This is a genomic window from uncultured Maribacter sp. (assembly GCF_947500405.1).
Classification (GTDB): domain Bacteria; phylum Bacteroidota; class Bacteroidia; order Flavobacteriales; family Flavobacteriaceae; genus Maribacter_B.
Genome location: NZ_CANMRY010000001.1, coordinates 364,844 through 379,619 on the forward strand (window position 1 = coordinate 364,844; position 14,776 = coordinate 379,619).

Genomic DNA, 14,776 nt, shown 5'->3' on the forward strand with positions numbered 1-14,776 from the left:
TTTAAAGTTTAGTTTGAAAGTTATAGGTTCCTGGTTCTGCTAAAAATATTACTGAATTATCATCAGAACTCATTAATTTTAAATTTGAATTCTCTGTAAAAATACTTCCATTTTCTAATAAATTATCCTTATTTCCATAAGGAATATGTACTTCTGCTGATGTACCAGGAGGAATAACAACATCAAGATTAAAAGAAGCATTCTCAATCCTCCAAGATGATGATACTTTTCCATAAGGTGTTTTTACACTTGCTGAAGCTGACGTTAAAAACTCGGTATTTGGCAAAGGTGCAATTCTAATTTTTTTGTATCCTGGTGTTAAGGATGCTAAACCAGCAATACGCTCGTACATCCATTGGCCAATAGCTCCGTATGCATAATGATTTAGACTATTCATACTTTGTGAATTGTAACCACCTTCTTTACTAAAGCTATTCCAACGTTCCCACATCGTCGTTGCCCCTTGATTTATAGAGTAAAACCAAGATGGATAGGTTTCTTTAAATAGAATTTTATACATCAAATCTATTTCTCCAATATCATCTAAAACCTTTGGTAAAATTGGTGTTCCTAAAAATCCTGTTCCTAAATGATAATTGGCATTTTTAATTTCTTCCAACAAATATTGCTGTGCTTTTAGTTTGGTTTCCGGTTTAAATAATTCTAAATATATACCTAGTAAATAACTTGTTTGCGTTTGTCTTTCTTGTTTAAACTTTCCGTTTTCATCAAAAAATTCATTTTCAAAAGTGTTGGCAACAGTTTTATATAAGGCTGCATATTTTTTTTCCTCGTCTGTTTTACCCAAAACACCAGCAATTTTAGATATTAAATGTGCGGAATGTGCAAAATAAGCGGTACTAATTAATTCCTTTGGTGTATCTCCTCTATTTGCTTTTTTTAAACTCTTAGAAGGATATGGCTGCAACCAATCTCCAAAAGAATGCATTATCGGGATATAAGGTTTCTTTTTAACTTTAGATTGGTAGTACCCAACCCATTTTTTTGCAGATTCATAACTATCTTCAAGTACAGTAATATCTCCTGTAATATTATAAATATCCCAAGGAACAATAACACAGGCATCTCCCCAACCAGAACCACCATTTTTGTTTTGCAGTACATCTGGCACTATAAAAGGCACTAAACCGTTTTTATGCTCAGACTGATTTTCTCTTAAACTTTGCAACCAAGCCGTCCAAAAAGCGTGAGTACTATAATTGAACAATGCTGTTGGTGCAATTACTTGTGCATCTCCTGTCCAACCCAAGCGTTCGTCACGTTGCGGACAGTCTGTAGGCACATCAAAAAAGTTATCTCGTAACCCCCAAGTAATATTATTTTGTAATTGATTCAACTTATCGTCAGAAGATGTAAACGTTCCGTTTTTCTCAAAATCTGAATGTTGTACTATACCTTGCACCCAAGAAGCGTCTGGTTTCGCATTTTTATCGTAACCACTTAATTCTAAAAATTGAAATCCGTGAAACGTAAATTTTGGAACATATTCTACAACACCATCTTTAGCTGCTACGTAATAATCGGTTGACTTTGCAGAACGATAATTTTTAGTATAAAAGGTATTGTCTTTCAGTAACATTTCAGAAAAACGTATTTTTAAGGTATCGCCTTTTTTCATCGGCACTTTTACTCTTGGCACACCTACCATATTTTGTTTCATATTAAAAACCGATGTATTTTCTTTAACCGAAACAATTTCTACATCGTTTAAAACGATTTGATTTTTTACGGTATGATGTCTTTTGGGAGCTAATTTAACATCCTTAGCTATTGCTTCAACTTCAACCGATTTCCAGTTAGAGTCGTCAAAAGCAACAGTGTTCCAATTTGGTATTTCAAAATTTGCATCATACACTTCGCCATCGTAAACACTCGCTAAACGTATTGGTCCGTTGGTTGTTCCTCTCCAAGATTCATCAGAAACAATGGTTTGTTTTGATCCATCTTTCAGCACAACTTCTAACTGACATAGAATTTTTGGTGATGCAAAATTTTCATACAATGCTCTACCTCTACTAATTCTTCCAGAATGCCATCCTGAAGCTAACTCAACCGCTAAAGCGTTTTTACCAGCTTGTAAAAGTTTAGTAACATCATAAGTCAATGTTTCTATACGATGATTGTATGGTGTCCAACCCGGAGTCATAACATCTTCACTAACGTCTTTTCCATTTAAATACACATCAAAAACACCTTTTGCTGTAATATATAGTCTTGCTGAAACAACATCCGAAGCTAACTCAAAACCTTTTCTTAAATATTGTGGTCTGTGCATTAAAAATTTACGAACGCCTTTAATGCTATCTTTTGCAGTATCTAATCCTGTCCATTGGGCTTGCCAATCGTCATTTTTTAACAAACCCAATTCAAAAGAATTGATTTCGCTCCAATCTGAAGCATTTTCATCTTGATTCCAATACCTTACTTGCCAATATACTTTATGTCTAGATTTTAGTTCTTTTCCTTGATATTTCACAAAAGTAGATTGTGTACTTTTTTGCTTTTTAGAATCCCATAAATCGGCATTACTAGGTAATAATTCTTTTGACGATGCTACAACTATTTGATAAGCAGATTGCGATTTAATTTGTTCTGAAACAGGTAATTTCCATGAAAACGTTGGATTTGCATTATAGAATCCTGTTGGGTTTTTAAAGCCTTCGGATAGTGTAAGTTCTTGTGGTTTTTCAACTATTTCTTGGACGCAAGATATCATTCCAATTGATAAAACCAATAAAGAAAAAATTAGCACTAGAGACTTAAGCTTCATAAATAAAAAAATAAGTTAAAAAGATATTATTGCAATTTCTCTTTTTTCAGTAATAAAACTGTCCTGTTGTATCTCGATTTATAATTAAATTATTTTAATTAAACTCAATTTACACAATACTTGCGTTTAATACTCTAGATTAAGAAAGTAATAAGGGAAGAACTACCATAACTGTCAATTGGCTAAAACATGTTCTTTTCTCACAACTTAAATTCATTAAAAATAAAGGCATACCATAATTTTATGCATGAAAGTTATCGCGCAAAAAATGGGTGTCATAAAGTTTAGTTATACTGGAACTCACTATCCAATTTTACGTTTTCAAAGGTTTTATTTTTAGGAAGGTCAAACGCATAGCTTGTTTTTTGGTCCCAAGGCACCTCTATATCATGCTTGGTTTTGAATTCCATAACATGTCCTCCCCACTTACGATCATCAGAAATAAAATGAAAATGATGACCAAAGGCGTTAATATTACCTATGTATTCGGGACAATAAAAACCAACTAAAGTACCACTAATATTTTCGGCTTCAAAAACTGGACGAATTGGTAATAGTACATCAAGCCCATCTGTAAATGGTTTTTCAACCTTGGGTACGCCACCAAGTTTTATATAATCGAGCTTAACAGGGACTCTGTATGCATAAAAATAATGCTCAGATTCCATTTTGGTATTTAGCATATTTTGAAAAGAAGGATAATCTACAGGTCCTTTTATTTGAAAAACACCTTCCTCATGAAAAAAAGTGGCATCAGCATAGACAATTTCATCCTCATCTTGCCCAACACTTATTTCTCCATTTTCTCTTATTCTGTAAGGAACTCCATCTAGCATTACTAATTCTCCATCGAGAGAATCAAAAGAGCCTAGACCAATATCCCCTTTTGTTTTGAGTTCTGAAACTTTTAAATCACCATCAAAAACCTTATTTACAAAAGCAAACCAAATAGAGTATTGGTAGAACACATCTGGCTTTGAGGCTCTATCAGTATTAGATGTTTGAGAAACTTTCCTCTCCTCTTCTGATTTAGTGAACTTCGATTTTTCTTTACAACCAAAAAGAAATGACACAACTAAACCGAAAAGCACAATTCTATTTTTCATAATATTTTGGTGTTTTAATAATTAGTAACAATAATAATCATGCGTTTATAATCAACCATAGGCACAATACTATTGTCATCTCTAACCTCTAAAATTACATGTAATTCCTTGGTTGCAGCATCAATTGGAATTTTAAACGAGGTTTTAATGCTAGTATCGTTTTTAATTTTAATAGGTTTATTATATGATTTTTTTCCTGCTTCGTGGTATACCCACCACTTGTAGCTTAAATTATCACCATCTGGGTCTTTAGAACCAGTAGCGTCTAAAACCACCTCTTCATGGTAATTGTATTTTGCCTTTACAATTTGATTCGAACTATCGCCATTTAATACGGCTACTGGACGATGATTTGCTTTACTAAAAGGCTGAATACACCAATCCATTCTAGCTTTTAAATCGTTCCAAACAGCTTCTCGCCAGCGCCAGGCTGGGGTATACTCGTTAGAGTAAACTTTGGCATCGTCTGGGTTTTTCCAAGTATCTGTAATAATGGCACCATCTCCATAAGCCTTATAGGGTAAATAAGCTTGTTCATCTACTTCAACAATTGAAAACCCTGAAGGTAGATTTGGCATTTTTTGAGCTGAATAACGTCCGCCCCATCCGCCCCAAGAGGGCTCGGAAATATCAGATAATGCCGGATTTACTAACACTAACCAAGGTATGGTACCGCCACCCCCTATAAAATGATAGGTTTTGTCTACTTTTCTATCCGGATATAGCGTACCAAGTTCACCGTGATTGGTTTGCACATTTTCTTTAAACCACTGGTGTTGTCCATTGGGACTATACTCGTAAGGTTGCCAAACATGGGGTCCAAGGTTTGAATTAGACGGACCACCAAAACTTTTATTTTGGTGGGTAGCCCGAATATAAAACAAGTCTGGAAATTCATGGCAAATCCAAGCACCACTTTCATCCTGTCCAGAATTATCAAAAACTCTTAATTTAGAAATAAATACTTTTAGTTCTTCTTTCGAATACTTTTCCCTAAGGGTGTATAGCGCTTGTGCAAGCGTATTCATACCACCATTTGATAAAACAAAAATGGGTCTATCATCATCTTTTAAAACAGCATCCATAATGCATTTGGCACCATCACTAGTACGTCCAGCCCCTACATCTTTCATTCCATTACCTTCTTGACCTGATGCTACTACACTATGTAAATATTTCGGAGTTTTCCATCCACTTTCGTGTAATTTAAGATTTGGATATACTTTTTCATACCCATCAATGTAATAATGAAACAATTCAGGCATCAATACTTTTACTGTATCTTTTGGATTTGGCCTAAAATAACGCCCCGTTACTGCTATAAGTCCTTCCAGGTCAAATTTGTTTGAATACATTAAAAGGTGGGTTAGTTGTTGCTCATCATCGGGGTCATGCCCAATGTCAGCCATTAAAATAAAGCGCTGCTTTATCAAGTCGTGATTAACCTGAGCGACATCTTTAAATTTATTAATCTCAGTATTCTCCTTTTTGTTATCAACTTCTAATTTCTTGTTTTTGTCTATACATGATAATACAGTGAAAACTATGAATCCAAAAAAACAAAGTATTTTATTGTAGTTCTTCATTATAGTTCTGTATTTGCTATTTCGATATCTTGTTTTACCCACTCGGTTATTTGTTTCCAATCTACAATACCTACTCTATTCGTCCATAGTGGATTGCGATTTTGTAACATGGCTTGCTTTGTATATTTTTCCCAAAACACCAATGCATTTTCTAAAGCCTTTACTGCCTGTTCTTGATTCTTTACCTCATTTGTTTTTCGATACAAGGCTACGTGCGTTGCCCCTTCAATTTTATAGGCATAATACTTCCCTAAAAATGAAATTGTTTTAATATCATTAATTGTTAATTTTAATTCGTTGTTCCTCTCATTATTAACAGCACTAATATCTAATAATGCTTTATCTGATAAATCATGAAGTTTTTCAGCGACATCAAAGGGTGTTTTTAGCGTTGTTGTATTATCTTCTAAAGTCATATTGACATAATCTGGTATCGATTGATTTCCAGATTTTGGATGTACACCTAATGTAATAAAACGATTTACATCATGAAACCCTGTTTCGTTATCCGCCTGACTTGGACGACTTTTACAGCCTTCAATATACCATTGGAAATCCAATTTTCCCCAGTGAAAACCGGTGGTAATTGGATACACCATGGATGCATTCTGCCATGCAGAAAACAATTTATTGGCATCAATCCCTGAAAATCTATTTGACAATAAATCTCGAAAACGATCATTAGATATTGTTGGATCATAACTTAATCTACCCCACAACAACCATTGATACCAATGTTTAGAAACTTCAATTTGATTGGAAATTTCTGGTTCTTTTGTTAAAAAATCGCGTCCCCAAATCCATTGATCGGAGCCAAAATAAATTCCTTTTGCCACATCATACGGCAGATTGTTTATAAATTCTCTTGTAAAATCAGGAGCTCCCCACCTAAAATAAAAGGTATCATCATTTCTTAAACCCCATAAAGTTTTCATACCCTTTATTTGTTCTACATAATTTGCATCTTCATGAAAGGGTTGTTGGGTTGCACTGTACACATGCGCTTTGGCATATTTAAAACAGAATAAAAATTCTACATTATCTGCTTCAACTACAGATTTAAACTTTTCAGCAATTTCTCTGGCTCCAGATTGATGTTGTCTATGTATAAACTTAAACTGTCGCTCTGGCATTTCTTTGGCTGCATCTAATATGCCTAAGGCATAAGTATCATAAGCCCATGCTTCACGTTCTTGGTGATTGACACCTTTCATATTTTCGCCTGTGGTTAATCCTATTCCTGCTAAATCTGGATAAGTAACAAATAATTGCTTTACACTTTTTCTAAAATAATCGGTCGTAATTTTATTATCTCTATCATCTGTAATGCCGTATTTTCCTTGAGTGCCGTAATCAAAAATATTCCAAGTAATGATATGAAAGTCTATATTTCGAGTTTTACCGTAGGCCATTACCTTCTTCCAAAATTCGATTTTTTCTTCAATACTAATAGTTTTTACAATTTCAGGATTCTTAAGAATCTCTGGTGCATCAAAACCAATAGCCATTAAATTGTAGTGTTCCTTCCATTTTACAGTTGAACGCTGTACATCATTTAAAGCAACCTCTTCATACCCTGGCACTTTTACTAAAGAAGGAAACGGATGTAAATTCCAAAGTGAAATATAATTATAACGATAACGCGCCATGGCATCTATATAGTCCTTCCAAAAACTAAAATCCCACATGTGTGGTATATTATGCTGTGCAGCATCACATACATCTGTATAGCTTGGTGTTCGCACGTCTAACGGAATATTAAACTTTGGCCCGCGCATTTCCATATACGGATTTTTTATTTCGCTTTTAACCCCTTCAATACCATACAATTTAATTTGTTCAGCCAACTCTAAAGTGCCATACATTAAGCCTGCTTCATCAAAACCGCTTACTATAATTTTATTGTTTTCGTTTTTAATAGAGAACCCTTCTTTTTTTAAATCAGCAGTAGACTCTACCTGAAGAATGATAGACGCTTTATCCTTTTTAGATATATCAACTTGTTGATAATTATTATTGTTTGTTAAAAATAAATCTTGCAGTGCAAAGATTACTTTGGAATCATTAGAACTAGAATAAACCCATAATTTATCAGACGTTTTATTAGAACATCCTAAAACAAAAAACACAAGAAATATACGAAGTACTTTAATTAAAATTATGTGTTTGGTTTTAAGCATAAATAAATCTTTTTTAAATATAATAATTGCTATCTAATTAACTATCCTGCCCTATATTGCTTTGCAATTACACATTCTTAAAAGACAAAAAAGTCAGAGAAATAAAATCCTCTGGCTTTTTGATTTTTTCAAAACTAAATTAAAGTTATTTACTTTACTATAAGCTTTGAATTGTATACGTTTTGACTATTCGTAAACACTCCTATTATGTAAACACCCGACTTTTAAAATTCTACTTTTTTCATCTATAGCTTCTGCAGATATGGGAGTTGCATGCATATCATAAAGCAAATCAGTACCATCTAATGGACTAAATACCAATGCTATAGTATTGTGGGACTCACCAATTCACCATTTATTATGATAACCAGTATGCCTATGTGGAAACTCAATAGTTGTTGCAATACTGTAATGGTGTTATACCGCGTTAACATAACATGTCTATTTCCCTTACCACCACGATACCAAGTCAAAAACACATAATCACTACAAGTTTTTAAACAATCGCCATGGGTAATATATTCACACCAAAAAAGCAATCATACGGTGCATTTTCGCCAGTATTAGAAGGTTAATATCAACTTTAACTCCATTGAAATGAAAACATTAATAATACACATAACAGAGTATAATTATGAAAGTAATTTTTTTTCATAGCCTTTTTATTAACCTGTTAACAGATTAGTTTATAAAGTTACTTTTATTTTATTGGCAAACTATCCTGAGCTATACTTGTACCCCAGAAAATTTCAAATAAAAAAATCTTATTTCGTAATAAAACTCCAAACTTGCCCAATACTTATACCTCCTTTATCATCTTTCACGACCACTTTAAAGTAATACGTAGACGCTGCACTTAAACCTATAGCATTATAAGTGGTCTCAGATTGGTTTTCAGAAACTTTAGTTATCGGATTTTCATTTGTATCCAAATACACATCAAAGGTTAATGGATCCCCATCAATGTCTAATGTTGACCAACTTAATGTAGCACTTGTACCGTCTATTTCAGAATTAAAAACAGGTGCTATTAAACTGGGTGCAAATGGTACATGATTACTCAACCCGTCTCCTTCTGTTAAAAACTGCATCACTGGGGAGTATGAACTAGCTGCAGATTTACTATCTGTTGCCTTAATGCGCCAGTATAAAGCTTTACCCTTTTCCAAACTAATTAATTTGGATAATGAAGCACTAGTTTCTGTATTTAATATTGGCGAAAAACCATTATTCTCAGCAATTTCAACGGTATAGGTTATTTTATCTCCCTCTACATCTGTAGATGTATCCCACTCAAATACAATATTGTTATCAATACAAATGGTATTATTTAATGGATAAACCTGGATTGGTACTGTTGGTGCAGTATTTTCTTCTGGCTTTTTTGTATCGTTTGAGTCATCTCCACCGCCACTACAAGACATCATAATCAATCCCACAACTATTATTAAATGTAAGTATGTCTTTTTCATTTTATTTCTTCATTACTTTAACAAATACTGGTTTCTTTAAATTCACTTTTACAAAATAGATACCATTTGGTTTGTCAGCTAAACTCAATTGGATCTTTCCAGCATTTACCATAGACGTTTTAGAATCTATTAATTGAGATTGCATATTGTACACTTCTAAATCAATAGTTTTTATGTTATTTGGAATATACATCTCAAATAATCCGTTTGTAGGGTTTGGATACGCCTTGAGTTCTTGAAACAAGTTGACTGTTTTTACCATCTCACCTTGACAAGCTTCCTTACTTTTTATTTGAATATTATCGCCATGATTTACATCTACAGAAAAGTTTGACTGGTAGGTTTCAAATAATTGTTTCCCATTTTTACTAACAGTGTATGGTGCTTTTCCTGATTGAACAGATACTGCTGCTGTTTTTTTAGCAATACTAATTTTTCCACTTAACGTTGGAGCTGCCTCAATAGTTAGCTGATAACAATGATTAAAATTTTCACCAACTACTTCTATACACAAATCATAAGTTCCAGGATTTAAGTCTTCAATAGTTTTATTTTTAGTAAAACTATAGTCGTCAATTCCATTAATAGTAGCTACATAATCATGAGCAGCCGCCCCGCTTATTATTAGCTTTCCATTACCCATACCCGAACAAGTCTCTCCTTTAGACTCAATTGTAAAGTTATTAGGATCTAAAGGATCTAATGGGACAATATCTAAATCTATAATTTGTAGATATAAAGGTTGAGCATTACCCGTTTTATCTTCCATTAGGTAATAATAAACTTTTCCATTCTCAATATGCACTACACCATGATCAAAAGATCTCCCACTTGTTGCTTCATATACCTTAGTGAAATTATTTGTCCCTCCTTCTGCTTTCTCAACAAATACACGACCACTACTATTTAAACCAATTAAAAAAACACTATCTCCAGATGTGTAAATTGCTGAACCTCCTGAAAAATCTTCTGAAGTAATAAAATCTGTACCTCCTGATGGTCGATAAGTATGTAAATTCTTGGTTACGTTATTTTCGCTATCTCTTACTCGACTTATAATATGCACATCTTCATTAGCAGTTACTGTCCAATCAAAACCACCTACAATGTATACTTGATTTGCTTGTGTTGTAGCAACATAATCTCCAGGTTCCATAACTTTTATAAAATCGGCATCCCATAATGGTAGACTAAAAGATTCTCCTTTATGATTTTTCCAACTTGTGGCTGCCGTTTGATCATCTGAATAGGCATAATATACCCCGTTTTGATAAAGATATTTATCATCATTGTTTTGAGACCTACGTTGAAAACCAATGCGAAACTTCCCGTTTACATATTTCATATCACCGTAAAGTCCCCAGTTATAATCAATTCCTGGTTGGCTTCTTGCATTTAATCTATTAAAATCTATGAAGTTACCCCATGCTCCAGTATTGGCGTCGTATTTTACAAATTTATACATACCATTATTATTTCCACCTTCACGCATGAGCATAAAAAGCTCTCCACCGTCATTTTGAAAGAATCTTGGATAAGTTAATGACAAGAATTCTGATTGAGCAGCAATTCCTGGCATTCTTAAATGTTTATACCCTCCTGTACCATTTGGAACAAATTTATCCAAAGTAAATTCTGCATCTGGCAAAGAGGCTGCATCTTTCACTGAATATGAATATCTAAAATAATCATTAGCTAAACTTCCATTGGAAGGTCTTGAAGCACTATAAGCATGCATATCGTACAACAAATGAATTGTTCCGTCTAAAGGACTTATACCCACCGCTATGGTATTATGAGATTCTCCAATCCAATATTGATTTTGATATCCCGTATGCCTATGAGGAAACTCTATAGTTGCGATGGCATCTGTTTTTGTATTATACCGTGTTAGCATCACATGGCGGTCTGCCTTACCACCACGATACCAGGTCATAAAAACATAATCACCATAGGTTTTTATGGCATCACCATGAGCAGAAATATTACGTCCAAAAAAATAATCATAAGGTGCACTATCTCCGGTGTTTGCAGTACCACTTGAAACTTTATTACCATCAAAATGCAACCCTAAGTCAGTAATTTTAACTTCTTTCTCTAAAACAACTTGGGCATTCAAAATACCCCTTGGTATTAATAATAACAAAAAAGCGAATACGCACCCTTTGCCTACCAATCTAATGGAGTAATTTTTTTTCATAGTTTTTCTTTTTACCCTAACAAGAAAGGTATTCTAGATACAAATTTGTACAATTTGAATAAAAAAATGTCCTGCAGTATACTGATGATTTTTAAACAATTAACTACCATTTTAGATAACTATTCTAGATAAAATAACTCTTCTAGTGGCACTGAAACAGGTGATTTGTCTGGATTGGTCTCCATAATATCAGCCATATAATTCCACCATTTTTTTACAACCTCATTATTTGCTAAATCTTGAGAACCGCCATCTCCTGATACCTTTTGAAAAGCAAAAAGCGTATTAGTTTCTTCATCAAAAAATATAGAATACTCACTAATACCGTTATCTTTTAATAATTTTCTGAGCTCTGGCCAAAGTTCATTATGCCGTTTAGTATAAGCGTCTTTTTGTCCTTCATTTAATTTCATTTTAAAGGCTAATCTTTGCATGGTATTTATTTTTAATTTATTCTGCGTTTACAAAAAATTACATAATAAAGAATTCTCTTTTCTCTTTGTGCTAAAATCTATTCCAAAATATTTTGAAACATTAAATTGAGTTCCTAATTCAAAGAACAAATCTCTTGTTTTTGAGTCCTCTTAAATTATAAATTTATTTATAGGATTATTTTAAAAGTGACAATATATTTATAATTTAAAACCTTTACAAAACACCTGTTAAATATGTTAGTTACATTTTAAATTTAATTACTGTTTAAGTTGTGGTTTGGAGCAAGTAGATTAATGCAATTATAAGGCATACAAAAAATTACCTGTGTTACAAATGCTTCAGTCTTATATTTCTATATTCAATTTTCATAGGTGGCCCCACATGAACTTGAACACCCAAATAACCTTTTTCTGACTTATTAATTAAATCTAAATCAGTGACTTCACTAAACAAAACACCATTTACGTAATGCTGCATTATAGAATCTTTTATTATAAGATGCACTTCATTCCAGTCATTAGCTTTTATATTTAATTTTAGTTGCGATTTTATTTTAATATCTTTTACAATTCTAGTTTGCCAACTATTTTTCTTTACATTTTTTCTTAAATTATTTTTAGATATCGTGTCTGGCATTTTTGGAATTATTACTGTTTCTCCTAAGTAAGCCAATGTTGTTCTTTTTTTTTCTTCATAATTTTGACCTGTAAATTTATTTTTACCATCAATATCACATTGATAGCCCCTTAACGCAAAAGGCATGTTATCCACAATTTCACTTCTGTAATTTATACCGCTATTCCCAGAATCAGTTATTCTATATTCCAATTTTAACTCAAAATTTTTGGGTTGTTCTTTTTTATAGATTATGAATGAATTTTGTTTTAAAATGGTTTCTGGTGTTACCTCTCCTGTTAAAACACCATTGCTAACACGCCAATATTTAGAATCTCCTTTCCAATCATTTAGAGTTTTACCATCAAATATATCATTAAAACCATGATTTTCATTCTTAATATTGGTTGCTGCTTTATCTTTATAAACTCCCTTTATTTCTTTACAAGATTGAAAAATTAAAATAACGCACAATAAGCCAACCCCTAATAAGAATGTATTTTTTATTTTTCTATTATGCATAAGGTTATACTATTTTATATCGTAATAAATACTACTATGCAACTAATGCGTTTACTTTAAAATTCTCGATTTTTACAAATACTATAATTACTGATAAAAGTATCTTACTTATTAGCTGCTTTAGGCCCATCGTAATCATAAAAAAACCAATCTATGTCTATATACCCTTTATCTTCTTTTTCATTCCATGAAAAGAACCCTAGTCTATCTCCTGTCCACTTACCAAAAGAAATAGTAAAAGTTGGTCCAAAAGAATTAAATTTCTCACCATTAATACTATATTCATAAGTAGCCTGATTACTATTATTTGATGTTCTTATATATAACTCGTTTCCTTTTATTTCTGGCCCCATTATTTTTTTAGCCATAGAATTCATATAAAATAAACTTTTTTTACCATCCTCATCTACTTCCACACCCAATAAGTTAAACGCTCCACCGTATCTAACAAAGCCAGCTAGTTGGTGGGGTTTCATGCCAGAAACATCAAATTTAGCAACAGCTGTACCTGTTGTAATCCCCATAATACGTTGACTTAGTGTATTACAAGCCCTCCAAAAATCTGAATCAGATCCATCATTATTTGTCCATTCATTTATATTTGGTCCATAGCCTTCTCCATTAGGTAATACTTTACTAGCCTTTAAACGTAACCAACCCGGTCTTTCTGTAAGTGACCAATGTGTATTTCTTGGGTTATGATTCCACTCCCATTGAAATCCTAATTTTGCTTTAGAAAAATCATCATCCGAACTAGGTGCACTAATAGGATATCCGTTAATAGGTTTTTTATATTGTTTTACTGGTTCTCCAATACCGTCATTATCTTCATCTACTCCAATTATGGGCCAACCATCAACCCAAGTAACAGGTGCTAAGCATTGTGGCCTTCCTTGAAAAGGAATATCATCATTCTGTATTAATTGGTGCATATACCACCAAGATTTATCAGGCGCTTGCATTAAACCTCCTTGGCTGCAACTACGATTATTAAACGCTGAACCTTTTTCTAATACAGTTTTTACTTCATAAGGACCATAAATACTTTCTTTTGATCGTAATACAATTTGCTTTCGGTCATTTTTTGGATTTTTAACCCCTGGTTTTGTAGAATTATCTCCCATAGTCCACTGTGCTAAAAAGATGTACCAAACACCTTCTATTTTATAAATTTTAGCAGCCTCAGCTCCCATTCCCGTATAAACTAATTTACCTTCTCCTAGAATTTTTGTCCCATCCCAGCTCATTTCATAAATTCTATTCTCATTCCCTTCTATAGTATTCTCTATACTCTTTTGTTTTCCTGCAGTATTAATTATAACATAGGCTTTATGTGTTTCTTCGTCCCAAAACACACCAGGATCATCTAAGACCTCTTCTTTTGGAAGCATCATAATAGGCTTACTCCAAGGCCCTTTAATATCTTTAGCTGTTGCAACCATTAAACCATGTTGGTAGTCAATTTGATAACAATACCAAGTACCTTCATGATAAGCTAAATCTCCTGCCCAAGTACCAAAAGAGTAGCCATTCATTCTATCCCAATTGTATTCTGGCGCCCATGATAGGCCATCAAACACGTGACCTACATTTGTCCAATTAACCATATCCTTAGATTCTAATATTGGCATTCCCGGTGACATGTGTTGCTTAGAAGTAATCATATAATACGTATCACCAAGCTGCTCAATATCAGAATCTGGATAATCTGCATTAAGGATTGGATTTACATAAGTACCATCACCTTGATCCCCAAAACTTCCAGTTTTAGCTTTAGCAATTTCTTTCATTGCTACTTCTTTTTTCTTCTTTGTTTGGCAGCTTATAATAAATAAACTAGCAAATAGTAATATTAATGAAAATCTCATA

The 14,776-nt window shown here is 33.1% G+C and carries 9 protein-coding genes; all 9 read right to left on the reverse strand.

All coding sequences use genetic code 11. The features are described 5' to 3' along the window. Position 1: 1 nt before the first annotated feature. The 9 genes from Q0945_RS01695 to Q0945_RS01735 all read right to left on the reverse strand — a co-directional run bounded on the left by Q0945_RS01695 (position 2) and on the right by Q0945_RS01735 (position 14,775). Positions 2-2,791 (reverse strand): family 78 glycoside hydrolase catalytic domain, encoded by a 2,790-nt coding sequence (locus tag Q0945_RS01695; RefSeq protein ID WP_299430130.1) that lies wholly within the window; start codon positions 2,789-2,791, stop codon positions 2-4. 284 nt (positions 2,792-3,075) lie between these two features. Beyond that, complete coding sequence (locus Q0945_RS01700) at positions 3,076-3,897, reverse strand: acetolactate decarboxylase (protein ID WP_299430132.1); 822 nt, start codon at positions 3,895-3,897, stop codon at positions 3,076-3,078. Between the two features lie 14 nt (positions 3,898-3,911). Next, positions 3,912-5,483 carry a nucleoside hydrolase-like domain-containing protein gene (locus Q0945_RS01705; RefSeq protein ID WP_299430134.1) on the reverse strand — a complete coding sequence of 524 codons (1,572 nt, stop codon included), beginning with the start codon at positions 5,481-5,483 and terminating at the stop codon, positions 3,912-3,914. Further along, positions 5,483-7,663 carry a hypothetical protein gene (locus Q0945_RS01710; protein ID WP_299430136.1) on the reverse strand — a complete coding sequence of 727 codons (2,181 nt, stop codon included), beginning with the start codon at positions 7,661-7,663 and terminating at the stop codon, positions 5,483-5,485. The genes Q0945_RS01705 and Q0945_RS01710 overlap by 1 nt, the downstream gene beginning before the upstream one ends. A gap of 764 nt (positions 7,664-8,427) precedes the next feature. Continuing rightward, entirely contained in the window at positions 8,428-9,135 is a 708-nt protein-coding gene (locus tag Q0945_RS01715) for a fibronectin type III domain-containing protein (RefSeq protein ID WP_299430138.1), read from the reverse strand. A gap of 1 nt (position 9,136) precedes the next feature. Further along, positions 9,137-11,335, reverse strand: coding sequence for a BNR-4 repeat-containing protein (locus tag Q0945_RS01720; protein WP_299430140.1), 2,199 nt, complete (start codon positions 11,333-11,335; stop codon positions 9,137-9,139). Between the two features lie 119 nt (positions 11,336-11,454). After that, positions 11,455-11,769 carry an L-rhamnose mutarotase gene (gene rhaM, locus Q0945_RS01725; RefSeq protein ID WP_299430143.1) on the reverse strand — a complete coding sequence of 105 codons (315 nt, stop codon included), beginning with the start codon at positions 11,767-11,769 and terminating at the stop codon, positions 11,455-11,457. 328 nt (positions 11,770-12,097) lie between these two features. Further along, a complete protein-coding gene (locus tag Q0945_RS01730) occupies positions 12,098-12,907 on the reverse strand; it encodes a DUF1080 domain-containing protein (RefSeq protein WP_299430145.1) in 810 nt (269 codons plus the stop codon). Between the two features lie 104 nt (positions 12,908-13,011). Beyond that, complete coding sequence (locus tag Q0945_RS01735; protein WP_299430147.1) at positions 13,012-14,775, reverse strand: glycoside hydrolase 43 family protein; 1,764 nt, start codon at positions 14,773-14,775, stop codon at positions 13,012-13,014. Between the last annotated feature and the right edge of the window lies 1 nt (position 14,776).

Coding starts and splice junctions, on each gene's coding strand:
- Q0945_RS01715 (WP_299430138.1), bottom strand. CDS start 9,135: ATGAAAAAGACATACTTACATTTAATAATAGTTGTGGGATTGATTATG.
- Q0945_RS01705 (WP_299430134.1), bottom strand. CDS start 5,483: ATGAAGAACTACAATAAAATACTTTGTTTTTTTGGATTCATAGTTTTC.
- Q0945_RS01695 (WP_299430130.1), bottom strand. CDS start 2,791: ATGAAGCTTAAGTCTCTAGTGCTAATTTTTTCTTTATTGGTTTTATCA.
- Q0945_RS01730 (WP_299430145.1), bottom strand. CDS start 12,907: ATGCATAATAGAAAAATAAAAAATACATTCTTATTAGGGGTTGGCTTA.
- Q0945_RS01710 (WP_299430136.1), bottom strand. CDS start 7,663: ATGCTTAAAACCAAACACATAATTTTAATTAAAGTACTTCGTATATTT.
- Q0945_RS01720 (WP_299430140.1), bottom strand. CDS start 11,335: ATGAAAAAAAATTACTCCATTAGATTGGTAGGCAAAGGGTGCGTATTC.
- Q0945_RS01700 (WP_299430132.1), bottom strand. CDS start 3,897: ATGAAAAATAGAATTGTGCTTTTCGGTTTAGTTGTGTCATTTCTTTTT.
- rhaM (WP_299430143.1), bottom strand. CDS start 11,769: ATGCAAAGATTAGCCTTTAAAATGAAATTAAATGAAGGACAAAAAGAC.
- Q0945_RS01735 (WP_299430147.1), bottom strand. CDS start 14,775: ATGAGATTTTCATTAATATTACTATTTGCTAGTTTATTTATTATAAGC.